Source organism: Streptomyces sp. NPDC002577, from assembly GCF_053594815.1.
Map to the genome: position 1 here is coordinate 44518 of NZ_JBSFWK010000018.1, position 24270 is coordinate 68787.

Below are 24270 nucleotides of genomic sequence, written 5' to 3' on the forward strand. Positions count from 1 at the left end.
GAAAGCTCCTGTGCCCGGCACCACATGTGGTGCCGGGCACAGTCGCGCCATAGGAGCGGCCCAGGTCGGGTACGGCCGTCCGGGTGACGGACGACACGCAACCCGGACACGTGCCGCTCAGGCGCAACATTAGACTCGACAGGCCTGCCAAGGCTCGAACAGCTCTACTGCAAGGAGGCACGGGTGCCGCTGCTGAACCGCATCACGGGACCGCGCGATCTGGACCGGCTCAGCCTGGAGGAGCTGGACCAGCTGGCCGAGGAGATCCGGACCTTCCTCGTCGACGCGGTCGCCAAGACCGGCGGCCATCTCGGCCCCAACCTGGGTGTGGTAGAGCTCACCATCGCCTTGCATCGGGTCTTCGAATCGCCGAAGGACAAGGTGCTGTTCGACACAGGCCACCAGAGCTATGTGCACAAACTGCTCACCGGCCGCCAGGACTTCTCCGGGCTGCGCACCAAGGGCGGCCTGTCCGGCTACCCGTCGCGCGCCGAGTCCGAGCACGACGTCATCGAGAACTCGCACGCCTCCACCGTCCTCGGCTGGGCCGACGGCCTGGCGAAGGCCAACGAGGTACTCGGCAGGGACGACCACGTCGTCGCCGTGATCGGTGACGGCGCCCTGACGGGCGGCATGGCCTGGGAGGCGCTGAACAACATCGCGGACGCCAAGGACCGTCCGCTCGTCATCGTCGTCAACGACAACGAGCGCTCCTACGCCCCCACCATCGGCGGCCTCGCCAACCACCTCGCGACGCTGCGCACCACCGACGGCTACGAGCGGTTCCTGGCCCGCACCCGCGATCTCCTCGAGCGCACCCCGGTCGTCGGCCGGCCGCTCTACGACACGCTGCACGGTGCGAAGAAGGGCCTGAAGGACTTCATCGCGCCGCAGGGCATGTTCGAGGACCTGGGCCTGAAGTACGTCGGCCCGATCGACGGCCACGACATCGCGGCGCTGGAGTCGGCGCTGTCGCGCGCCAAGCGCTTCGGCGGCCCGGTCATCGTGCACTGCCTCACCGAGAAGGGCCGCGGCTACAAGCCCGCCGAGCAGGACGAGGCGGACCGGTTCCACGGCATCAGCCCGATCCACCCGGACACAGGTCTCCCGATCTCCGAGGCCGGCCTCGACTGGACGTCCGTCTTCGGCGAGGAGATGGTCAAGCTCGGCCGTGAGCGCGAGGACATCGTCGCCATCACCGCCGCCATGCTGCAGCCGGTCGGCCTGAAGAAGTTCGCCGAGGAATTCCCTGACCGCGTCTACGACGTCGGCATCGCCGAGCAGCACGGCGCCGTCTCGGCCGCGGGCCTGGCCACCGGCGGCCTGCACCCCGTCTTCGCGGTGTACGCCACCTTCCTCAACCGCGCCTTCGACCAGGTGCTGATGGACGTGGCCCTGCACAAGTGCGGAGTCACCTTCGTTCTGGACCGGGCCGGCATCACGGGCACCGACGGCGCCTCGCACAACGGCATGTGGGACATGTCGATCCTGCAGTGCGTGCCGGGCCTCAGGATCGCGGCCCCGCGCGACGCCGACCAGGTGCGCCTCCAACTGCGCGAGGCCGTCGAGATCGACGACGCACCGACCGTCGTGCGCTACTCGAAGGGCGCCGTCGGCCCCGCCGTACAGGCCGCGCGCAAGGTCGGCGGCATGGACGTCCTGCGCGAGGCCGGAGTGGACCGGCCGGACGTGCTCCTGGTCTCTGTCGGCGCGCTCGCCCCGATGTGCCTGGAGATCGCCGGCCTCCTCGACAAGCAGGGCATCTCCACGACCGTCGTCGACCCGCGCTGGGTCAAGCCGGTCGACGAGGCGCTGCCGCCGCTGGCCGAGCAGCACCGCGTCGTGGTGACGGTGGAGGACAACTCGCGCGCGGGCGGTGTCGGTTCGGCGATCGCGCAGGCCCTGCGCGACGCGGGCGTCGACCTGCCGCTGCGCGACTTCGGCGTCCCGCCGCGCTTTCTCGACCACGCCTCGCGCAAGGAGGTCCTGGCCGAGATCGGACTGACCGCCCCGGACATCGCCCGCCAGGTCACGGGCCTGGTCGCGAAGCTCGACGGCCCGTCATCGCAGTCCCAGCTCCGTGCGGCCGACGGCGCGCCCGCGGCGCGCACCGCCGCCGACGGGGTGGACCCGGTGGAGCCGGTGCGGGACTGATCCGTCCGCGGCTCGGCCGGCACGACGGTGGGGGCCGCTCAGCCGATCCCTTGGGCCGGTTCCGCACCCTGCACGGGTGGCGGGACCGGCCCATTCGCATGAAACCGGGCACAACGTGGCATATGGACCGTACCCGCTCTCGACCGAGTCGAGGCGACAAGCGTGGGAGGTCCAGTCTTGTACAGCGCTCTCTTCCGGACGAAGAGTGTCGAGCAGTCGATCCGGGACACGACAGAGCCGGAGCATGCGCTCAAGAAGTCCTTGTCCGCGCTTGATCTCACCGTCTTCGGTGTCGGTGTCATCATCGGCACCGGCATCTTCGTGCTCACCGGCCAGGTGGCCAAGCAGAACGCCGGTCCCGCCACCGCGCTCGCCTTCGTCGTCGCAGGCGTCGTCTGCGCCCTGGCGGCCCTGTGCTACGCGGAGTTCGCCTCGACCGTGCCGGTGGCCGGATCCGCCTACACCTTCTCCTACGCCGCGCTCGGGGAGCTGCCCGCCTGGACCATCGGCTGGGACCTGGTGCTGGAGTTCGCCCTCGGCACCGCCGTGGTCGCCGTCGGCTGGTCCGGCTACATCCGCTCGCTCCTCGACAACGCGGGCTGGCACCTGCCCGACGCGCTGGCCGGGCCCGACGTCGCCCAGGGCGTCGGCTTCGACATCCTCGCCTTCGCGCTGGTGCTCGTACTGACGGGCATCCTCGTCCTCGGCATGAAACTGTCCGCCCGCGTCACCACGGTCGTCGTCGCCGTCAAGGTGGTCGTCGTGCTGATCGTCATCATCGCGGGCGCCTTCTTCATCAAGGCCGAGAACTTCTCGCCCTTCATCCCCGAATCCCAGAAGATCCCGGCGGGCCAGAGTCTCAAGGCGCCGCTCATCCAGCTCATGTTCGGGTACCAGCCCACCAGCTTCGGGGTGATGGGCATCTTCACGGCGGCCTCGGTCGTCTTCTTCGCCTTCATCGGCTTCGACATCGTGGCCACCGCCGCCGAGGAGACCAGGAACCCGCAGCGCGACATGCCGCGCGGCATCCTGGGCTCCCTCTTCATCTGCACCTTGCTCTACGTCCTCGTGTCGATCGTCGTCACGGGCATGCAGCACTACAGCAAGCTGTCCGTGAACGCCCCGCTCGCCGACGCCTTCAAGGCCACCGGGCACCCCTTCTACGCGGGCATCATCAGCTTCGGCGCCGCCGTCGGCCTCACCACCGTGTGCATGATCCTGCTGCTCGGCCAGACCCGCGTCTTCTTCGCGATGAGCCGCGACGGGCTGCTGCCCCGGTTCTTCTCGCACGTCCACCCCAAGTACAAGACGCCGCACCGGCCGACCATCCTGCTCGGCGTACTCATCGCGATCCTGGCCGGCTTCACGAGCCTCAGCGAACTCGCCGAGCTGGTGAACATCGGCACGCTCTTCGCGTTCGTCGTCGTCGCGATCAGCGTCATCATCCTCCGCCGCACCCGCCCCGATCTGCACCGTGCCTTCCGCACCCCCTGGGTGCCGGTGGTGCCCGCCATCTCGGTGGCGGCGTCGCTGTGGCTGATGCTGAACCTCCCGGCCGAGACCTGGCTGCGATTCGCCATCTGGATGGTGATCGGGTTCGTCGTCTACTTCCTGTACGGGCGCACGCACAGTGAGCTGGTCAAGCGACGCAAGTAGGCGCCGAGGTCCGTGGTCGCCAGCCATCCGGACCCGTATGTCCTGCTTCGGTAGAGAGTGCGGGGCCGGATAGCGTGCCCGTATGCTCGCCGAGCCCACCGCATCGCCACGTTCCGTAATCGAACCGCGGTTGCCGCCGCGGCCCCGGACGCCTCAGACGCGGCGGGCGCCGCAGCCGCCGCGTCCGCCGGCACCGCGCACGGAGCTGCCGGGCTGCTCCCGGTACCGGTACTGGGCACGCCTGCTCCCCGCCCTCGCCGCGCTGGCGTTCATCACCCACGTACCGGCGTTCCTGCGCCCGCTGTGGAACCCGGACGAGGGCTATCTGGCCGTGCAGGCACGGATGCTGGCCCACGGGGGAGAGCTGTACGAGACGGTCGTCGACCGCAAACCGCCTCTGGTGCCCTGGCTGTACGCGGGCGCGTTCGCGCTGTTCGGCGACGCGTCGCTCACCTCCGTACGGATCCTGGCGGTCCTCGCCCAACTACTGACCGCCGTCCTGCTGGCATCCCTGGCCCGGCGCCGCTGGGGCGACGGCGCGGGCCGCACCGCCGGATTCCTGTACCTGTCGGCCGCCATCGGCCTCAACCCCGAGGACGCCCAGGCCGCCACCTTCGAGATCTTCATGCTGGCGCCCACGGCCGCGGCCATGTGGTGCGCCGACCGCCGTCGCTGGGGCGCCGCGGGCGCCGCCGTGGCCTGCGCGTTCCTGACCAAGCAGACCGGCGGGGCGGTACTGGTGCCGGTGGTGTGGCTGCTGTGGCGGTCCGGCCCACCGCGAAGCGGCCTGCTGCGGTTCGCGGTGGGACTGGTGGCGCCGGTACTGGCGGCGGCCGCGGTCACCGATCCGTCCGGTTTCCTGTTCTGGACGGTCACCGGCTCCGGCACGTACGCCTCCTTCACCGGATCCGAACTCCACGTACTGGCGCGCGGGCTGGTCAACACGGCGATTGTGGCCGTCGCCTGCGCGGGGCTGATCCCCCCGGTCGTACGCGTCCTGCGCATCGCCAGGACCGGATCGAGGGACCTGTGGCTGTGGCTCGGCTCCTCGGCCGCCGCGGTCCTCGTGGGCTTCCACTTCTTCGGCCACTACTACCTTCAAGTCATCCCGCCCATGGCGCTGTTGGCCACCGCCGCACTGCAGATCCTGCCCCGCGACCGCCTGGCCACGGCCGTGCTCACCTCGGCCTGCACGTGCACGCTGTTCCTCGCGTGGGGAGTCCTGGCGCCGCGCCCCGAACTGACGCACGCGCAGCGCGTCGCGGCCGCGGTGGCGCACCGCACGGCACCCGGCGACCGGGTCCTCGTCTGGGGCATACACCCGGAGACCTACTGGCTCGCCGACCGCACCCCGGCCACCCGCTATCTGACAGCGGGCCTGCTCACGAACTACAGCGGAGGCCGCAACGGGCCCCAGGTGGGGGAGAAGTACGCGGTCGCGGGCGCATGGCCCGTCTTCCGCCAGGAGATGAGGAGACACGCCCCGGCACTGATCGTCGACGACTCACGCGGAAAGCCGTACGCCCCGGACCGGGTGCCGTCGCTCGAACATCTGCTGGCGGCCGGATACGAGGCGGTGGGGACGGTGGACGGGGCGGTGCTGTATGCGCGGGTGGTGTGAGGGGGCGTGGGGTGCCGTCGTGAGGCCCTCGCCGCTCGTGCTGGGAGCCGCCGTCAGCCGTCACCCAGGACCGTCCGCGGCCCGGCCACCTCGGCCCCCAACTCACCGACCCGACGCCTGAGTTCACCGTCCGCCGTGACGACCAGACAGGGCAGGCCCTGCGCCTCGGCCGCCAGCTCCACGATGCGGTCGTCGCCGCTGCGGGGTGCCGCATCGACGCGCACACCGGGCACGGATTCCACTCCACGGGCCGCGCCCTCCACCACGAGCACGATGCCCAGGGGGCCGGGCCGGCCCGGCAACCCGTCGACGGCGTACCGCACGAGCCGGTCCCTGAGCCGCTCCGCGGCCCCGCGCCGGTCGCGCCACCAGCCGTCGGGGACGGAGCCGACGACGTTGGCGGCGTCGATGATCACGAGTGGCGTCATGGCTCCCACCTCTCTGTCATTGAATCAAACACTATGATAAGAAAAATCGGGATCCGTGCCTCGAGGCCGGACCACAACTTCGTGGGAGGGTGACACACCGTCATGCGGATGAAGTCCGCGCGCTCGGAGGGGGGACGAGGGCAGCGCCGGCAGGAGCTCTCGGACGTACCTGGCAAGCGGCGAGAGCTCGTCGGTACCGACTCGGGCCGCTGGCTGCTGCTGGGGAAGGACGGCAGGCTGACCGCCTACGTACCGGTCAAGGACGGCATCCTGCGCTGGACGCAGACCCGGGTCGGCGGTGCGGATTGGAGCGGGCCCGAACTGTTCCCGGCCCCCAAGGTGCGCTTCGTCTCGCTGGCACAGGGGGCGGACGGATACGTCCATGTCCTCGGGCGCCGTACCCGTCGACGGGCCGATGGGACGCCCCTCGTCGACATCGTGCACGCCATCCAGTACCAGACCGGGCGTCCGCTCTCGGAGTGGCGAAGCCTCGGGAACCCGTTCAAGGACCCCGAAGCCGCGAACAAGTTCGGCCGCCCGGCCGGGGCCGTCGACGCCTCCGGCACGGTCCATGTCTTCGTGCGGAACGGCGACGGCAGCGTCCACATGCGCCGCGAGGGCCCGAGCGGCAAATGGGAGCCGTGGCAGAACCTCGGCGGAGACCACGCGTTTCACGGTCTCGCGCCCGCGGTCACCGCCTCGGGCCGGATCGAGTTGCTCGCCCCCGGCCGCAGGGGTGCGCTGCACTGGTACCAGACCGAGGCCCGTGGGCAGTTGCTTCGTGGCCAGGACATTCAACAGGCGCCCGTGGCCGGCTCCGTCGTCGGTTTGGAGACGGCGCAGGAACGCGTGTCGTACTACTGGTCCGACCCCGGGGGCGGCATCCTCGTACAGCGCCCCGGCGCCTGGCCGACTCCGCTCGGCAGTACCACGGACGACACCCAGATCGCGGCTGTACGCACGTTCATCGACGGCTACGACTGCACGGTACTGGCGCATCGGTCGGCCACCGGCTCCGTCATGCTCTCCGCCTTCGTCACCGAGTCCGAGGCGGGCGGCGTGTGGTGGGCGGACACCGGCCGGCGCTGCGAGGGCGGCCCGGGCCTCGCACTCGACGGGTACGGCAGGGTGACGCTCGCCGCGATCGACGACCGTGGCGAACTGTGGGTGGCCCATCAGACGGACGCCCCCGGGCTCTCGCTCGGCGACTGGTACCGCATCTGACCCTCCGGGCCGTATGTGTGCCGATGATCCGGTCCGGCCGTGAACCGTCCGTCCGGCGCGTGCGCGGGCCCTCGTAAGGGCCCGCGCAGCGATCATTCCGAAGCCCCGTGCGCGGGCGACTTCTTGGCCGACTCCGGGATCTCCGTGCCGGTGCGGATCGCCTTCCACAGGCGCGAAGCCTGCGGTTCGGCGGCCACCACGCGGTTCGGGTCCGCGGTGTCGTACTTCACGGGCAGCATGATCGTCTCCATGGTGGCGGGGTCGACGCCCTTCATGCTGCGCGCGAACTCGGCGAGGGACGTCAGGGAGGCCAGGTCGGAGTCGGTGGTGAGCGACTCGGTCAGCTTGTCGGCGATCTTGTACGCCTTCGTGGGGCTGCCCAGCAGGTCCTGCTTCTTGATTTCGGAGAGCAGAGCGAGCATGAACTGCTGCTGGAGGCCTATGCGTCCGAGGTCGCTGCCGTCCCCGATGCCGTGCCGAGTGCGCACGAAAGCGAGCGACTCGGTGCCGTTCAGCTTGTGGGTGCCCGCCTCCAGGTCCAGCCCGCTGGACTTGTCGTGGATGGCCTGGTCGATGGTGACCGTCACGCCGCCGATGGCGTCGACCAGCCCCTTGAAGCCGGCGAAGTCGATCTCCACGAAGTGGTCCATACGTACCCCGGACATCTGCTCCACGGTCTTGACCACACAGGCCGGACCGGCAAGGGAGTACACGGAGTTGAACATCACGCGCTTCGCCGACGGGAGTGTCGAACCGTCCGACTTGGTGCACTCGGGGCGCGTGACCAGCGTGTCCCGGGGGATGCTGATGGCGGTGGCCTGGGTGCGGCCCTCGGGTATGTGCATCACCAGAGCCGTGTCCGAGCGGGCTCCCGAGACCTTGCCCGTGCCAAGCGAGGCGTTGGCCCCGGAGCGTGAGTCGGAGCCCAGGACCAGAATGTTCTGGCCCGACGTGGGGAGCTTTTCGGGGCGGTCGTCACCGATCGCCTTGTCCAGGTCGACACCGTCGATGTTGCCGTCCAGGCTGCTGTAGAGCCAGTAGCCGGTGCCGCCTGCAGCCAGTAGCACGATCAGCAGCGTCCACAGGATGATCCGGCGGACGCGCTGTCCACGGGTACGTCCGGGGCGCTCCGGACGGCCTCGACGCCCGTGCGAGCGCGGTCGGCTGTGCGTGGCGGTGGCATGACTCATGTGTTCGCAATCCTCCGGGACGCGGCCGTTTGGTCGTCGCACGCGGGAACGGCGGCAGTTCCGTGGGGGGATCGCCGAGGGCAGGGCCTGTTCGTGCGGGCCGGCGCGGGGTGGGGTCGACGCGCGTCAGGACGCCGTCGCGGGCGTACGGACGTGCGAAGATCGGCCGGACATCGAAGCACTATAAACAGAATTCGCGGCGCTATCACCCCTCCGTCGCGCCCAGTTCAACTCGCACGTCCACAGCTGGGCCTTGTTCTCGCGGACGCCCCGAACGACGGGAAAGTTGTACGTGGCTCTGCGTGTCTCTTGTCACAGGTCGGCGAAGTGCGGTCTCTTCCACAGTCCTGCGTGATATTGCAGGCAAGTTGCCCGGGAAGGTCCGATTCGCGGCGGCAAAGTCGGGCGATTTTGCAACCTTCATGCCTGTTTAGTTATGTGCTTGACGCATCTTTCATGAAAGAGCAAAGATCCTTCGCGCCGGTTCCCATGCGAACGATCGCGGAACATGGCGTGAAGTACAGGTGAAGACTTTGAGGTGGCGAGCCTCGGTCGGGTTGAGGCTGAGGGGTCGATGAGAAAGCTGTCCTTGAGGGCCGTGCAGAAGCTCACGTGCAAGAAGCGTGATGCCTGGTGGACGGTCCTCCTGGTCGACCCGGTGGCGACCCGCCTGCTGTGCTGGCTGGCCAGATTCCGGTTCGTCACGCCCAACGGCGTCACCTGGGCCGCGCTGTTCGTGGGGCTCGGCTCCGCCGGGCTCTTTCTGCGCGGCGACCGCACCTCACTGATCATCGGCGCCGCGCTCTACCACGTGAGCTTCATCCTCGACTGCATCGACGGCAAGCTCGCCCGGCTCAAGGGCAACGGCTCGGTCTTCGGCGGCTGGCTCGACTACGTCTTCGACCGCATCCGCGTGCTCTTCTGCGCGCTCGCTCTGATGGGCGGCCAGTACCTGCGCACGCAGGAGGCGTACTACCTGCTGGCCGCGCTCGTCGTGGTCTTCCTCGACATGCTGCGCTACGTCGACGCCCTCCAGATCTACAAGATGCGCATGTCGATGCGTACGAAGATCGAGAAGGTCACCGCCGAGCGCAAGGCCGCCGAGGCGCAGGCACGGCAGCACCAACTGTCGGCGGAGGCCGGCACCGCCGGCGGGACCGAGCCCACGGTCGTCTTCATGGAGGATCTGCTGCGGGAGAATCCCGGTGTCGAGGCCGAGGTCCTCAAGCAGCACGCGGACGCGGGCGATGTCGTCGACCTCCACGCACAGTTCCGCGGCCGCTTCCCCTGGTACGCCCGCGTGCGGCAGGCCCTCCTGCGCAGCCGGATCCGGCCGCATCTCATCAGCGGCATCGAGTTCCAGATGTTCATCTTCATCGTCGGGCCGCTGATCGGTCAGATCCTGTGGACCACGGCCGTCTCGGCGGTGCTGCTCGGCCTCTTCGAGCTCGTGATCATGTACAAGTTCTGGCTCTCCACCCGGGACTTCACCCGGGTCATGGAGAACCTCGCCCCAGCGGCGTCCACTGTCGGTACCGTGGCCGACCATCTCTACGCCGGGCGTCACCGGGGCGGCTCCGCGGGCCCCGGCGCGCAGCCTCCGCTCACGCTCGAGGAGCGCTTCCCGGCACCTGAGCCGTACGAGGACCCCGGCTTCCAGCCCTATCCGCAGCCCGAGTTCCAGGGCCACGAGGCCTACATACGCCAGCCGGCCGCCGCACAGCACGCGTACGTGCCGCAGGCGTCCACACAGCAGATACCCGTCCAGCGCGTCGACTCGGCCTGGACGGAGGCCGAGGGCCGACTGCGATGAGTGTCCCGCACGACCCCGCTCCGCAGGCGTTTCCCACCTCGTACGCGGCCCCCGCTGCGCAGGCGTCTGCCGCCTCGTACCCGACTTCCGCTCCGTACTCGCCTCCGGTCCGGCACGCCGACCCCTCCGCGTACACGGTCACCGTCGTCGTCGCGGCCTACAACGCGAGCGCCACTTTGGACCGTGCTCTGCGTTCCGCCCTGGGCCAGACACATCGGCGTATCGAGGTCGTCGTCGTCGACGACGCCTCCACGGACGGCACCCTCGCCGTCGCCCAGCAGTACGCGCACCGCGATCCGCGGGTGCGGGTCGTCGCCCGCCCGCAGAACAGCGGTGGCGTGGGCGCCCCCCGCAACAACGGCATCGAGGTGGCTACCGGCCAGTACGTCCTGTTTCTGGACGCCGACGACGAGCTGCCGCTCAAGGCCTGCGAGGTGCTTCTCGCCTCGGCAACCGCCACGGGCGCCGACATCACGGCCGGACGGGCCCTGCGGGTCAATCTCGACAAGGACGAGATCACTGTCTGGCAGCCGCAGCTCTACGGAACGGACCGCACGGTCGTGGGCGGCCTCGCGGCGGCGCCCGAACTCCTCGAGGATCCGATCGCCGCGGCCAAGCTCTACCGGGTCGACTTCCTGCACAACCACGGCATCCGCTTCCCCGAAGGCGTCTTCTTCGAGGACACCTACTTCTCCACGGTGGCGGGCTACTGCGCGCAATCGATCACCCTGCTCTCCGCGCCCGTCTACCGGTGGATCTGGGAGCGCGAGACCGATGCGCCCTCCATCACCAACCGGCGCGCCGAGCTACGCAGCATCCGCGACCGGGTGCTCGTGCACCAGTGGGCGGACGCGTTTCTCGCCCAGAACGGCGCGCACAACCTGATCGCCCACAAGGCCGCCAAGTTCCTCTCGCACGACCTGCGGCTCTACACTCCCGAGCTGCGGTCGGGCGACGACTCCTACCGGCAGGGCTTCGTCCAGTGCGTCGCCCCGTATCTGCGTTCCTTCACACCGGACACGTACGAGCTGTGCGGCCCGATGGAGCGTGTGCGGGCCTTCGGGCTGATGCACGGCCGCGTCGACGTGGCACTGTCCGTCGCCGACTACACCCAGCGACGCAGTGTTCTGAGCTCCGACCTCGTGGAGCGCGACGGCAGGGTCTACTGGTCGGGGTCGCTGCTCGGCCGCCCGCGCGCCGAGGAGTTCCTCGACGTCACCGACCTCGACCTGACCGGCACCAGCCTGTCGGACGCGCGACTGTTCAACCAGGCGACCCGCGCCGAGATCCGGGACGGCGAACTCCACGTCACCGGCTACATCCGCAACCAGTTCGGCAGGGTGGGCCCCAAGGACAAGCTCGACCTCACCGCCGTACTGCGCCGCCGCAGTCCCAAGACCGACCACACGTTCGCGGTCAGCGGCATCGAGGTCGACGACGAGTACATCCGTTACCACACCACCGTCGACCTGGACGAGACCGTCGGACGGGCCGACCGGTCGGCCGTCTGGAACCTCTTCGTCCAGATCCGACACGACGGCCAGCGGGCCACCACCACGGTCTGCGTGCGCGGGCTCGACGTCCATCGAGAGCGCTACCACGGTGACGGCGAGACGTACGAGATCTACGAGACCGTCAGCGGCAATCTCGCGATGCGGCCCGAGACCAGCGAACGGCAGGCCCAGCTGGACCCGCGCGGCACCCCGTGGCTGTGGTGGGCCAAGAGCCAGGCCCCCGAGCCGTTCACTCCGCCGCGCCGCTACGCCGCCGCGGTCGTCGTCCACTGCCACAACGACGAGTACAACCTCTACGAGTTCCTCAACTCCCTCGCTGCACAAGGCGAGTTCACCCGTACCGAAGTGATTTTCGTCGACGACGGGTCGAGCGACTCCACGCCCCGGCAGCTGGCGAACTTCGCCGCGCACTACCCGAACACCAGGGTCGTCACGCAGGTCGCCATGGGGATGCGTGCCGCGTTCGACAACGGACTGCAGTACGTGAGCGCCCCGTACGTCATGTTCGCGCGAGCGCGCGACATCCTCGGCGAGGACAGCGTCGGCCACCTCGTGCGGGCAGCCCGGGACGCGAAGGCCGATGTCGTCGTCGGTGACCAGGACAACTTCCCGGGACCGCGGCGCGGCACCGACGAGCCGTGGAAGCGCTACTTCGGGAAGAAGCCCGACAGCGTCACCCAACTCGACGACGCCCCCTATCTCGTCTTCTCGACCGGTCTGGGCGCCAAGCTGCTGAGCACCCGTCTCGTGCGCGAGCAGCGGCTGCGCTGCGGCGCCGGGCCCGGCTATGAGGACGCCTGGATGACGGTGCCCGCGCTGCTGCACGCGCGCCGGGTCACCACCGCGCCCCGTGCCACCTGCTACGAGCGTGACCAGGAACAGAGCGACTCACTCTTCGACCTGCCGTGGAACGACCCGGTCAAGACGCAGGAACTGATCCGGCTGTCCAACCATCTTCTGAAGCGCACGGGCTCGCTCAACGCACGCACCGTGCGCCTCGCCCAGCGCTTCGTCGTCCGCACCTTCCAGCCGTACCTGCGCAACATCCATCGCATCATGAGCGAGGCGGAGATCGCCGCGATCTTCCCCACGCTGCACAAGGTCTATGCGCAGATACCCGACGACCTGGTACTGCAGTACGCCGTCGTTCCGATGTCCCGGCTGCAGCACCACGCCGTCGGCACCGGCAACTTCGCGCTGTTCTGCGACCCGCACTCCAAGCCCGAGTACCGGCCGTACCTGCACGTCGACGACCAGGGGCTGTACCGGCGACTGACCGGCGACCGGCTGGAGACGTCGCTGCTGCGTGTGGAGCGGCAGAAGGCTGTCCTGGAGACCTTCGAGGCGGACCGCCACGGGATCGCCTTCGAGGGGCTGATGGTCCTGTCCGGTGCCGACATCGCCCACGTCTTCGGCAACCGCATCGAACTCGTCCTGAGCGACGGCCGGTCGGAGCGGGCACTCGCCGTCGAACAGGTCTACCGGCGCGACCGCTGGCGCACACGCAAGGAGCAGGACTGGTTCTCCGGCTGGCGCGCCGTCGCGCGGCCCGAGGACTTCGCGACCCTGAACAACCGGGACCTCACGCTCACCCTGCGCATCCACGACGGCGACGGGTTCCTCGACACCCCCATAGACGCCCGCCAGATGCTGCACCGCTTCAAGGGAGTGCACCGCGCCGGCCGTGCCACGGTGATCCTCACCATCGACGGAGACGAGCGGATCACCGTGCGCCGGGTTGCCGGGCCGGTCCGCCGGGCCACTCACAAACTGCGTCGCTTCCGCAAGGAGTTCCGCGCCGCCCTGCCCGGCAGGCCCGGCTGGCGCACCAGGCTGCTGTACTGGCTCACGCACCCCTGGCTGCACCGCAAGGACATCTGGATCATCGGCGAGCGCGAGGACACCGCCCAGGACAACTCGTACCACCTCTTCAAGTGGATCCGGCAGAACGAGCCCAAGCGCAAGGTGTACTACGCCATCAACGGCGACTCCGCCGACCGCGAGAAGATCGACCACCTCGGCCATGTCATCGACCGCCTGTCGTGGAAGTACCGGGTCCACCTGCTGCACGCCAGGCGACTCGTCAACGCCTACGACCTGGAGGCCTATCTGGGCTTCCCCGGCCTGTCCAAGCGGGCCTTCCTGACCGGGTACGGCGACCTGCTGCGCTACAAGCGCGTGTTCCTGCAGCACGGCGTGGTCTACAACGACGTCGCCCCGTCCATCCACGCCCAGGTCACCAACGTCGACATGGTGCTCACCACGGGCCGCAGCGAGCGCGCCTACTACGCCGAGCACTGCGGCTACGGATACGACCGGGTCGCCGCCACCGGTCTGCCGCGCTTCGACGCGCTGGAAACCGTGCCGGGAATGCGGCGCATCCTCGTCATGCCGACCTGGCGGCGCGACATCGTGGCCCCCTCGTACAACAAGGCGGCCAAGCCGGAGATCCCCTTCGCGGCCTCCGAGTACTACCGCTTCTTCTCGTCGCTGCTGCGCGACGAGCGGCTGCTCAAGGCACTCCAGTACTACAACGTGGAACTGGAGTTCATGCCGCACTACGAGATCCGGCCGTACCTCAAGCACTTCCGCATCGACCACCCGTCCATCACGGTCTCGACGACCGGACGCGACGTGCAGCTGGCGATGCGCGAGTGCTCCATGCTCGTCACCGACTACTCGTCGGTGTTCTTCGACGTCGCATACATGGGCAAGCCGATCGTGTACACGAACTTCGACGACGAGGCGTTCTACAGCAAGCACTACAAGCGCGGTTACTTCGACCTGGCGCGGGACGGCTTCGGCCCGACCTGCGGAACGGTCGACCACGCGGTGGACGAGATCATCGCGTGCATCGAACGCGGCTTCCAGGTCGAGCCGCGGTACCGACGGCGCGCGGATGAGTTCTTCGTACTGCGCGACACCAACAACTGCGAACGCGCTTTCGACGTCATCGACACCATGGACGCCTCCGTCGCGGGTGATCCGGGTCTTCCGTCGGCGCCACTGGTCATGGGGCGTCCGGACCAGCAGCAAGGAGGTGGGTGACCCCGTGCGGCACACGAGGATCTTCCTCGCCGGCGACTCCAGCGTGACGAGCCGGCCGCAGAGCATGGCGCCGATGGTCGGCTGGGGGCAGGTGCTGCACCTGTTCGTCCCGGGCGCCGAAGTGGTCAACGCCGGCCGTGCGGGCTCGAGTTCGCGCAGCTTCCTGGAACGTGGCCGGCTCGCATGGATCCTGGAGAACATCGCTCCCGGCGACCTTCTGCTGGTCTCCTTCGGCCTCATCGACATGAAGCCGGGCGACGGCCGCTTCACCGAGCCCTTCGGCGACTACCAGTGGTTCCTGCGGCAGTACGTGCACGGGGCCCGCGACCGGGGTGCGCACCCGGTGTTCGTGACCAGCCACGAGCGACGGGTCTTCGACGACCACGGAAACATGCGCAGACCGCTCGGCCTGTATCCGACGGCCATGCGGGAACTGGCCATGGGCCTGTCCGTGCCCCTGATCGACCTCAACGAGTGGAGTGTCGCCTGGTGGCGCCAGGCGGGGCCGGAGGGCACCAAGGAGCTCTTCGTCTATCTGGAGCCCGGTGAGCACCCCAACTACCCCGAGGGAGTCGCCGACAACACGCATCTGCGCGGCCACGGCGCGGTGGAGTGCGCCCGGTTCGTGGCCGGGGACATGCAGGCCCAGGGCCTGCTCACCCCGGAGCACTTCCGCAACTTCGACGCGCACATCCCGGAGACGGCCGTGGAGTTCCTCGACGACCACGTCTTCGAGCAGCTCACCAAGTCCCGTGTGGGACGCGCTGCGGCACCCGAGAGCGGGGTACTGCTGTGAGCGACTGGCACCCGATCGCCCGCGCCTGGGTGACACACCCGCAAGCTCCCCAGGTCGGCGGTACGTTGGACCTCTTCGCCGACGCGGACCCGGCGCTGCCGGTCGCGCCCGGCCAGGAGATCGCCTTCACCCTGGCCGTGACACCCACCGGCGGGTCCTACCGGACGTACGGCTATCTGCTCGACGACTTCCTCGGCGGCGCAGCCACGATGGTCCGCCACCAGGGCATGAGCCATCTGACCAACGGCCGGTACGCCACCTACGCGAGTGACGCCGAGCCCCGCACGGTCAGCTGCCTGATCCGCGTCAACGACGACGCCCAGGAGGGCGCGGTGCTCCTGCCTCGCGTCATCATCGGCCTGATGCCGAACCAGGGCGACAAGCTGATCCCCTCGACCGCGGTCTCGGACGCGGGCTTCCGGGTACGGCGGCACTGGCTGCCCGGGCAGAGCATCACCCTGCGGCCGGGCGGACGCGCGGTCCTGCCCGCCGGCCACACCCCGGCCCCGGGACTGCGTTTCATGGGCGTGGGCGTCGCCCGGCACGGTGTGCTCACCTGCATGCCCGACGGCAGCATCACCTACCAGGCGGACCCGGAGCATCGGGGGTACGACCGCTTCGAGCTCGCCTTCGAGGACGAGCGCGGCCACCGGGTCTGGTCCGAAGTGACCGTGCACATCGGCGACTTCGGGGCCTCACCGGGAGCCCTGGCCTCGTATGGCTAGAGGCCGAAGAGGCGCCTCGGCCGTCGCCGCGGCGTTCTGCCTGGCGCTGGCCGGCTGCGGCTCACCGGCTGCCTCGTCCGGAGCCCCGGCGCCCGCACCCTCTGCGGCGTCCGGCTCCGCCGAGCCGACGCCGGCCGCGGGGGCCCTCCCCGCGGGCTTCCGCTACCAAGAGCTCACCCGGCGCCTCGGGCCCGGCCGCCCGTTGCGACTGACCGTCCTGACCATCGCGCCCGACGCCCGGGTGCGGGTCACCGGGGTGCACGGCACCGGCATGACCCGCGCGAAGACGGTCCGCTCCCTGGCCCGCTCGGCCGGGGCGCTCGCCGCCGTCAACGGCACGTACTTCGACATCCGCACCGGCCGAGACCACTCCGGGTACGAGGGCGACCCGATCGGGCTGTACGCCGAGGACGGCAGGGTGCTGAGCGAGGCCCTGTCCGGCCGCCCCGCCCTGCTTCTCGGGTACGACGGCGGACGGCTCACCGCCCGCGTCGCCGAGGCGTCCACCACCGGCCGGTTGCGGGCCGCCGACGGCGCGCGTCGCGAACTCGACGGCGTCAACCGGGTCGCGGGCCGAATCCTCGGCTGCGGCGGAGTCGGAGGCGACCGCATCGCCACGACCGGCCGGCTCCAGGCGGAGCCCTACAACGGACGCTGCACCGACGCCGACGAAATCGTCTCCTTCAGCGCGCAGTGGGGCGGCGACACCCCGCCGGGCCCGGCAGGCAGCACGGAGGTGCTGCTCTCCGCGGATCGGACCGTCATCCGGAGCCGGACTCCCGGGGGCGGACCACTGCCCAAGGGCGGCAGTTCGCTGTACGGCATCGGCGCTGGTGCCACCTGGCTGCGCGCCCACGCCGCCCCCGGCACACGCATGGCCGTGTCCCTGCGGATCACCGACCCGGCCGGGCAGGCACTGAGCGGCCCCGTCCAGACCGCCGTGGGCGGCAGCGCGCGCCTGCTCCGCGCAGGGAAACCCGATCCGGACGCCACCAGCCTTCTCGGCCCGCACCGCGAACCGCGAACTGCGGCCGGAGTCACGGCCGACGGCACACTCCTGCTGGTCACCGTCGACGGCCGGGCGCGCGGTCACAGCGTCGGCGCGACCCCGGCCGAGACGGCGGATCTGTTGTTGTCCCTCGGCGCTGTCGACGCGGTCAACCTCGACGGGGGCGGCTCCACGACCGCCGTGCTCCACGGGGAAGTCCGCAACAGTCCGCGTACTACCGAAGAAGGAGCCGTGACCGAACGCCCTGTCGCCAATGCAATCGCCGTCCTGCCCGAATAACGGCGAGAGCGGCAACGCTCAATTGGCGCCTCAGGAAAGTGTGATGCCGCCCGCGGAGGCCGAGAAAAGAGATCCACCGGTGCTCATCGAGATGTACACCTCGTAATCCCCGGGAGCGGCATTGGTCAAGGCGATGCCCTTGTATCCGGAGGTGGCGAAGTAGGCGAAGTCGTACGTGCCGAAGTCGCCGCGTCGGACATGTGGACGGACTGCCGCCGGTTTGCGGGACATACCGAGCCGGAACGAATACGAGGACTGTGCGCCGCGCAGCACCAGGTAGTAGTTCGCGTGTCCGTGAGCGGCCGCCTCGATCCCGTGGATGAAGAACACTCCTTCGACGTGGAGAGTCCTGTCCTTGAGCCAGCTCTTCTCCAGGGAGAAGGCCGTCTCCTGGGAGAAGTGGCCGATGACGGGGCGCCGGAGTAGTCGTACCCGCTTCTCGTCGCCGATGAGCGAGATTTCGAGCCCGCCGAACGGCCGCCGGATGTCGAAGGGGCGCCGGGCCACGAGCTTGGTGCGCCGGTCTATTCCCTCGGCGGGGCTCGTCACTCGCACAGAGAGTTCGTACGCACCACCGGAAATTCCTGCCATCGGAATACCCGTCTTCGCTTCCGGCTCGAATCCGCCGTCCGTGTAGTCGCGGGCGAACCGGTCGAAGTAAAGGCTGTACGTGTGCTTCGCCTCGGCCGTCGCCAGCGGAAATTCCCAGTGCCGTCCGCCGCCTTCGACGATCAGGCTCTTGGTCTGCTGGAACTCTCCGTGCGGTGACTCGCCCGGAATGAAGGCGTGTCCGCTCAGGAGAAGGTTGTTGCCGCGTATGTCTTGCTTGTTCAGTACGGCGGTGAGTGCCTCTGTCTGGCGGAGTTCGGCCAGGTAGTGCTGTCTCTCGACCGGGTTGACCTGGGCGTATCCGTTCTCCACGAAGCCCAGGCGTGGCTCGGCCCAGTCGGCCAGTGCGGACAGGATTCCACAGACGAGGGGAAGGTTGTAGCCCGAGACCTCGCCGTGCTGGCGCACCAACTGTGAATTGGTCCGGATCAGATTGAAGTTGGCGCATGCCCAGAAGAGCTGAAGGTGCGGATTGATCTCGGTTTCGTACTGCTCATCGGCCCCCGAGGTGAACAGGTAGATGTTGTGCCCCTGTCCGCCGTAACTCTTCAGAAGTTCCGGGACGGCACTGTCGAGCATGTCGACATGCATCTGCGGCATGTCCTCGCCCAGCATGTAGCGGCCGGTTTCCGTGCGGTCGCGCACGTAACTTCCGATGAGGAACTGCGGAACCACCGTGACGATGTTGCGGTACCCGTACTTCAGGCCGAAATAGAGGGCCGCGCTGCCACCCTTCGAAACTCCGAGCAGACTGACCTGGTCACGTGTCAGACCAAGCTGTGCCATGGTGCCTTCGATGAGTCCGACGACAGCGGCCTCGATGTCGAAGTTCATCGCCCGGCACATGTAATAGCTGTAGTGCCCGTCGAATTCGTCGCGGATCCACAGGACATTGGCGCGCAGGCCGTTCAGCGACTTTCCGGCGAAGTGGTATCCGTTGGGCGCGGCGAACCCCGAGAAAACCACGATCAGATGGCGTACGTCACCTTCGGCGGCACGAAATCGGTACTCCACCGGGACGGCTCCCGAAGTGTCCGTGCCGGTCACCACACTTCGCCGGTCGATCGTCGCGAGATTCGGCGAGAGTGCTGGGAGTTCCGTATGCATGAATCTTCGTGCCCGCTTCTGTGTGATGTCCGCCCCCGGCTTCCCTTGGGAAGCCACGAAAGTCTATCCGGCTGTTGCTGCCGAGGCGAGAGTGAGTCATATGACAGCGAATACGGAAGGGACTTGGCGGAGCGCGGTGCTCCGCCCCGGGGCCCGGGTAGCCACCCCTGCGGAGGCGGGCACGGGGTGTGGTCCGAAGGCACTTTCCGCGTAGGGGGCTTCGGGGTCCCGGCGTGCTTCCCAAGGAGGGGCAGCGGCTCGACGGAGGGGGACGACATGACGTCGGAAAGATCGCCGAGGAAACGGCGGGAACGGCCTGAGCGGCGTAAACGGCAGGGGATTCGCGGGCGGCGGGCGGTGGGTGCGTCGCTGGTCATGATGGTCGCGGCGTGTGCGCCATCCGGTTCCGTGAGCGGCGGCGCCGGGGAAGGTGAGGTGGCCGGATGGGAGTCGTCCGGACGCTTGACGATCGCGGCCGCGCGCGCCGCAGGGCTTCCCGCCGGTGTCACGTTCAAGCAGTCGAAGCGAACCCTCGGCGACGGCGAACCCGTGCGCATCCACGTGCTGTCCGTCTCGCCAGTCGCACGCGCCAAGGTCGTCGGCGCGCACGGGAAGACCCTTCGCGGCAGCGCGACGGTGCGTCAGATCGCGAGCACGGCCGGCGCCGTGGCTGCGGTCAACGGCTCCTTCTTCGACATACGCAGCGGGGAGCACTTCGGCGGATACGAAGGCGACCCGCTCGGCGTCTACGGCACAGGAGGACGGCTGCTGAGCGAGGCCGCGAACGGCAGGACCGCGCTGATCCTCGGTGGTTCCGGCGTCCGGCCCCGCATCACCGAACTGCGCTCCGCCACAACCGTCACCTCGTCGGACGGTGCCGGCAGGACGGTCGACGGAATCAACCGGAAACCGGGGTGGATCCTCGGTTGCGGAGGCGTCGGCGGAGACCGGCTCGCCGGAACCAGCCAGGAGGTCACCGCACCGCGCCAGGGCGCGCTCTGCACCGACGGATCCGAGATCATCGACTTCCGCCCGCAGTGGGGAGCGACCTCCCCATCGGCGGGCAGCGGCAGCGTGGAGGCCGTCCTCGACTCCCGCGGCCGCGTGACGCGGCTGCGTACGCCGGCGGGCGGCCCGATCCCGGCGGGCGGGCGCACCCTGGTCGGCACAGGCAAGGGCGCCACGTGGCTGCGCGCCCACGCGAAGACGGGACGCACGCTGAAGGTGACGAACCGGGTCACGGATCCCGCCGGCCGGACCGTCGGGGGCAGCGGGGTGACGATCATCGGCGCGGGGCCCGCACTGGTCCGCGACGGCCGCGTGTGGATCAACGCGGCAGCCAACGGATACTCCGATTCGGCCCTCAAGTCCCGGCACCCGCGAACGGTCGCCGGGGTGAAGAGCGACGGCACGCTGCTCCTCGTCGTCATGGACGGCCGATGGCCCGGCAAGAGCGTGGGCGCGACGTTCGCGGAGGCGGCCCGGATTCTCGTCTCTCTGGGCGCGGTCGACGCGGTGAACCTGGACGGCGGGGGCTCCAGCACGGTCGTGGTCGACGGCGAGGTCCGCAACCATCCGTCGGGTGGGCACGGGTCGAACGCGGGGGAGGAGCGGAAGGTGTCCAACGCGATCGTGGTGGTCGCGAGGAACTGAGCCCTCACCCGTACACGGCGCAGGGCCTGTACAGGAGTGTGAGAACTCCCGTACAGGCCCTGCGTTCAGGCCGGACAGCGACGGTTACGCCGGAACCGACGCCACGCCAGACTCCAGGAACGGCTTCCCGTTCACCCGCTCCGAGACACCCTCCCGATCCAGGTAAGGCGTGATCCCACCCAGGTGGAACGGCCAGCCCGCGCCCGTGATCAGGCACAGGTCGATGTCCTGGGCCTCGGCGACGACGCCCTCGGCGAGCATCAGGCCGATCTCCTGGGCCACGGCGTCGAGGACGCGGGCCCGGACCTGCTCCTCCGTCAGGACGGTGTCGCCCTGCTTCAGCAGAGCGGCGACCTCGGGGTCGAGCTCAGGCTTGCCGCTGTCGTAGACGTAGAAGCCGCGCTTGCCGGCCTCGACGACGGCCTTGAGGTTCGGGGAGACCTTGAAGCGGTCCGGGAACGCGCCGTGCAGCGTCTCCGAGACGTGCAGGCCGATCGCCGGGCCGACCAGCTCGAGGAGGACCAGCGGCGACATCGGCAGGCCCAGGGGCTCGACCGCCTTCTCGGCGACCTCGACCGGAGTGCCCTCGTCGATGACGTTCTGGACCTCGCCCATGAAGCGGGTCAGGATGCGGTTCACGACGAACGCCGGGGCGTCCTTCACCAGGACCGCGGTCTTCTTCAGCTTCTTGGCGACGGCGAAGGCCGTGGCCAGCGACGCGTCGTCCGTCTTCTCGCCGCGGACGATCTCCAGGAGCGGCAGGATCGCGACCGGGTTGAAGAAGTGGAAGCCGACGACCCGCTCGGGGTGCTGCAGCTTCGACGCCATCTCCGTCACCGACAGGGACGAGGTGTTCGTCGCGAGGATCGCGTGCGCCGGGGCGACCGCCTCGACCTCCGCGAAGACCTGCTGCTTGACGCCGATCTCCTCGAACACGGCCTCGATGATGAAGTCCGCGTCGGAGAAGCCCTCCGCCTTGTCCAGGACACCGCTGACCAGGGCCTTCAGGCGGTTGGCCTTGTCCTGGTTGATACGGCCCTTGCCGAGCAGCTTGTCGATCTCGGCGTGGACGTAGCCCACACCCTTGTCGACGCGCGCCTGGTCGATGTCGGTCAGGACGACCGGCACCTCGAGGCGGCGCAGGAAGAGCAGGGCCAGCTGAGAGGCCATCAGGCCCGCGCCGACCACGCCGACCTTCGTCACCGGGCGCGCCAGGCTCTTGTCCGGCGCACCCGCCGGGCGCTTGCCGCGCTTCTGGACGAGGTTGAAGGCGTAGAGGCCGGCGCGCAGCTCGCCGCTCATGATCAGGTCCGCGAGCGCATGGTCCTCGGCGTCGTAACCCTGCTGCAGGTCGCCGTTCTTGGCCGCCGCGATGATGTCGAGGGCGCGGTACGCGGCCGGGGCCGCACCGTGCACCTTGCTGTCGGCGATGAACTTGCCGCGTGCCACGGCCTGGTCCCAGGCGTCACCGCGGTCGATGACGGGACGTACGACCTCGATGTCGCCCTTGAGAACGTCCGCGGTCCACAGCAGCGACTGCTCCAGGAAGTCCGCGCCCTCGAAGATCGCGTCAGCAATGCCGAGTTCGAAGACCTGCTGGCCCTTCAGCTGCTTGTTCTGGTTGAGCGAGTTCTCGATGATGACCGAGACCGCGCGGTCCGCGCCGATCAGGTTCGGCAGCAGCGTGCAGCCGCCCCAGCCGGGGACCAGGCCGAGGAAGACCTCGGGCAGAGAGAAGGCCGGGAGGGCCTTGGACACCGTGCGGTAGCTGCAGTGCAGACCGACCTCGACACCGCCGCCCATCGCCGCGCCGTTGTAGTACGCGAACGTGGGCACTGCCACGGCCGACAGACGCTTGAAGACGTCGTGGCCGCCCTTGCCGATGGCCAGCGCGTGCCCGTGCTCCTTCAGCTGCTCGACGCCCTTGAGGTCGGCGCCGACCGCGAAGATGAACGGCTTGCCGGTGATGCCGACGCCGACGATCTCGCCGTCCGCGGCCTCCTTCTCGACCTGGTCGATGGCGATGTTGAGGTTCGCCAGCGAGGCCGGGCCGAAGGTGGTCGGCTTGGTGTGGTCGAGGCCGTTGTCGAGGGTGATGAGGGCGAAGCGGCCCGCACCCTTCGGCAGGTCGAGGTGGCGTACGTGCGCCTGGGTCACGACCTCGTCCGGGAACAGCTCGGCCGCACCCTTCAACAGCTCAGCGGTGGTGCTCACTTGTCCCCCTCGAAGTGCGGGTTCTCCCAGATGACCGTCGCGCCCATGCCGAAGCCGACGCACATGGTGGTGAGGCCGTAGCGGACCTGCGGCTGCTCCTCGAACTGGCGGGCCAGCTGCGTCATCAGGCGGACGCCGGAGGAGGCCAGCGGGTGACCGAACGCGATCGCGCCGCCGTACTGGTTGACGCGCTCGTCGTCGTCCGCGATGCCGTAGTGGTCGAGGAAGGCCAGGACCTGGACGGCGAACGCCTCGTTGATCTCGAAGAGGTTGATGTCCTCGATCGACAGGCCCGCCTTGGCGAGGGCCTTCTCGGTCGCCGGGATCGGGCCGTAGCCCATCACCTCGGGCTCGACGCCCGCGAAGGCGTAACTGACCAGGCGCATCTTGACCGGGAGGTTGTTCTCGCGGGCGAAGTCCTCGGACGCGATGATCGAGGCCGTCGCGCCGTCGTTCAGACCGGCCGCGTTGCCGGCGGTGACCCGGCCGTGGACGCGGAACGGCGTCTTGAGGTTCGCCAGGTTGTCCAGCGTCGTGCCCGGGCGCATCGGCTCGTCGGCCGTGACCAGGCCCCAGCCCGTCTCGCCGGCCTCGGGGTTGGTGCGGCGTACGGAGATCGGCACCAGGTCCTGCTGGATCTTGCCGTTGGCGTACGCCTTCGCGGCCTTCTCCTGCGAGCGCACGGCGTACTCGTCGGCGCGCTGCTTGGTGATGTGCGGGTAGCGGTCGTGCAGGTTCTCCGCGGTCATGCCCATGAACAGGGCCGACTCGTCGACGAGCTTCTCCGACACGAAGCGCGGGTTCGGGTCGACGCCCTCGCCCATCGGGTGGCGGCCCATGTGCTCGACACCACCGGCGATGACGGCGTCGTACGCGCCGAAGGCGATGGAGCCCGCGGTGGTCGTGACGGCGGTCAGCGCGCCCGCGCACATGCGGTCGATGGAGTAGCCGGGCACGGACTGCGGCAGCCCGGCGAGGATGCCGGCGGTGCGGCCGATGGTCAGGCCCTGGTCGCCGATCTGCGTGGTCGCGGCGATGGCCACCTCGTCGATCTTGGCCGGGTCGAGGCCGGGGTTGCGGCGCAGCAGCTCCCGGATGGCCTTCACGACGAGATCGTCCGCGCGGGTCTCGTGGTAGATGCCCTTCGGGCCCGCCTTGCCGAACGGGGTGCGGACGCCGTCGACGAAGACGACGTCCCTGACGGTACGAGGCACGATGGCTCTCCTCCAG

At 69.2% G+C, this 24270-nt stretch carries 15 protein-coding genes; 10 read left to right on the plus strand and 5 right to left on the minus strand.

Translation table 11 applies throughout. From position 1 onward, the window contains the following. Nucleotides 1-183: 183 nt before the first annotated feature. From dxs to ACWD4J_RS22910, 3 genes are all read left to right on the plus strand, one after another. Complete coding sequence (gene dxs, locus ACWD4J_RS22900) at nt 184-2154, plus strand: 1-deoxy-D-xylulose-5-phosphate synthase (RefSeq protein WP_451397269.1); 1971 nt, start codon at nt 184-186, stop codon at nt 2152-2154. Between the two features lie 177 nt (nt 2155-2331). Further along, on the plus strand, nt 2332-3810 hold the full coding sequence (locus tag ACWD4J_RS22905; protein WP_451397270.1) for an amino acid permease: 1479 nt from the start codon (nt 2332-2334) through the stop codon (nt 3808-3810). Nucleotides 3811-3892: 82 nt separating this feature from the next. Next, entirely contained in the window at nt 3893-5431 is a 1539-nt protein-coding gene (locus ACWD4J_RS22910) for an ArnT family glycosyltransferase (protein ID WP_451397271.1), read from the plus strand. Nucleotides 5432-5484: 53 nt separating this feature from the next. Here ACWD4J_RS22910 and ACWD4J_RS22915 read toward each other — a convergent pair whose 3' ends face one another. After that, the gene (locus ACWD4J_RS22915; protein WP_451397272.1) at nt 5485-5859 is read right to left on the minus strand and encodes an NTP pyrophosphohydrolase; all 375 of its coding nucleotides are present in this window, start codon (nt 5857-5859) and stop codon (nt 5485-5487) included. Between the two features lie 108 nt (nt 5860-5967). Between ACWD4J_RS22915 and ACWD4J_RS22920 the strand changes: the two genes are divergently transcribed. Continuing rightward, on the plus strand, nt 5968-7083 hold the full coding sequence (locus ACWD4J_RS22920) for a hypothetical protein (RefSeq protein WP_451397273.1): 1116 nt from the start codon (nt 5968-5970) through the stop codon (nt 7081-7083). 92 nt (nt 7084-7175) lie between these two features. On the opposite strand, the gene ACWD4J_RS22925 is transcribed toward ACWD4J_RS22920, so the two are convergent. Beyond that, entirely contained in the window at nt 7176-8273 is a 1098-nt protein-coding gene (locus tag ACWD4J_RS22925; protein WP_451397274.1) for an LCP family protein, read from the minus strand. Nucleotides 8274-8847: 574 nt separating this feature from the next. Between ACWD4J_RS22925 and ACWD4J_RS22930 the strand changes: the two genes are divergently transcribed. From ACWD4J_RS22930 to ACWD4J_RS22950, 5 genes are read left to right on the plus strand one after another with little or no spacing between them, the layout of a single operon-like run. Further along, nucleotides 8848-10086, plus strand: coding sequence for a CDP-alcohol phosphatidyltransferase family protein (locus ACWD4J_RS22930; protein ID WP_451397275.1), 1239 nt, complete (start codon nt 8848-8850; stop codon nt 10084-10086). Beyond that, nucleotides 10083-14648 carry a bifunctional glycosyltransferase/CDP-glycerol:glycerophosphate glycerophosphotransferase gene (locus tag ACWD4J_RS22935; protein WP_451397276.1) on the plus strand — a complete coding sequence of 1522 codons (4566 nt, stop codon included), beginning with the start codon at nt 10083-10085 and terminating at the stop codon, nt 14646-14648. The genes ACWD4J_RS22930 and ACWD4J_RS22935 overlap by 4 nt, the downstream gene beginning before the upstream one ends. Nucleotides 14649-14652: 4 nt before the next feature. Further along, nucleotides 14653-15444 carry a rhamnogalacturonan acetylesterase gene (locus ACWD4J_RS22940; protein ID WP_451397277.1) on the plus strand — a complete coding sequence of 264 codons (792 nt, stop codon included), beginning with the start codon at nt 14653-14655 and terminating at the stop codon, nt 15442-15444. Then, nucleotides 15441-16169: a hypothetical protein gene (locus ACWD4J_RS22945; RefSeq protein ID WP_451397278.1), complete on the plus strand. Its 729-nt coding sequence runs from the start codon at nt 15441-15443 to the stop codon at nt 16167-16169. Before ACWD4J_RS22940 ends, ACWD4J_RS22945 begins: the two co-directional genes overlap by 4 nt. Continuing rightward, entirely contained in the window at nt 16162-17457 is a 1296-nt protein-coding gene (locus ACWD4J_RS22950) for a phosphodiester glycosidase family protein (RefSeq protein WP_451397279.1), read from the plus strand. Before ACWD4J_RS22945 ends, ACWD4J_RS22950 begins: the two co-directional genes overlap by 8 nt. A 30-nt stretch (nt 17458-17487) precedes the next feature. On the opposite strand, the gene ACWD4J_RS22955 is transcribed toward ACWD4J_RS22950, so the two are convergent. After that, a complete protein-coding gene (locus tag ACWD4J_RS22955; RefSeq protein ID WP_451397280.1) occupies nt 17488-19080 on the minus strand; it encodes a hypothetical protein in 1593 nt (530 codons plus the stop codon). 555 nt (nt 19081-19635) lie between these two features. On the opposite strand from ACWD4J_RS22955, the gene ACWD4J_RS22960 reads away from it, so the two are divergent. After that, nucleotides 19636-20826: a phosphodiester glycosidase family protein gene (locus ACWD4J_RS22960; RefSeq protein WP_451397281.1), complete on the plus strand. Its 1191-nt coding sequence runs from the start codon at nt 19636-19638 to the stop codon at nt 20824-20826. 84 nt (nt 20827-20910) lie between these two features. Here ACWD4J_RS22960 and ACWD4J_RS22965 read toward each other — a convergent pair whose 3' ends face one another. Next, on the minus strand, nt 20911-23040 hold the full coding sequence (locus ACWD4J_RS22965) for a 3-hydroxyacyl-CoA dehydrogenase NAD-binding domain-containing protein (protein WP_451397282.1): 2130 nt from the start codon (nt 23038-23040) through the stop codon (nt 20911-20913). After that, on the minus strand, nt 23037-24254 hold the full coding sequence (locus tag ACWD4J_RS22970) for a thiolase family protein (RefSeq protein WP_451397283.1): 1218 nt from the start codon (nt 24252-24254) through the stop codon (nt 23037-23039). Before ACWD4J_RS22970 ends, ACWD4J_RS22965 begins: the two co-directional genes overlap by 4 nt. Nucleotides 24255-24270: the final 16 nt, after the last annotated feature.

Excerpts from the sequence above, each read along its gene's own strand:
- ACWD4J_RS22930 (WP_451397275.1), top strand. The coding sequence starts at position 8,848 with ATGAGAAAGCTGTCCTTGAGGGCCGTGCAGAAGCTCACGTGCAAGAAG.
- ACWD4J_RS22925 (WP_451397274.1), bottom strand. The coding sequence starts at position 8,273 with ATGAGTCATGCCACCGCCACGCACAGCCGACCGCGCTCGCACGGGCGT.
- ACWD4J_RS22950 (WP_451397279.1), top strand. The coding sequence starts at position 16,162 with ATGGCTAGAGGCCGAAGAGGCGCCTCGGCCGTCGCCGCGGCGTTCTGC.
- ACWD4J_RS22935 (WP_451397276.1), top strand. The coding sequence starts at position 10,083 with ATGAGTGTCCCGCACGACCCCGCTCCGCAGGCGTTTCCCACCTCGTAC.
- ACWD4J_RS22920 (WP_451397273.1), top strand. The coding sequence starts at position 5,968 with ATGAAGTCCGCGCGCTCGGAGGGGGGACGAGGGCAGCGCCGGCAGGAG.
- ACWD4J_RS22910 (WP_451397271.1), top strand. The coding sequence starts at position 3,893 with ATGCTCGCCGAGCCCACCGCATCGCCACGTTCCGTAATCGAACCGCGG.
- ACWD4J_RS22915 (WP_451397272.1), bottom strand. The coding sequence starts at position 5,859 with ATGACGCCACTCGTGATCATCGACGCCGCCAACGTCGTCGGCTCCGTC.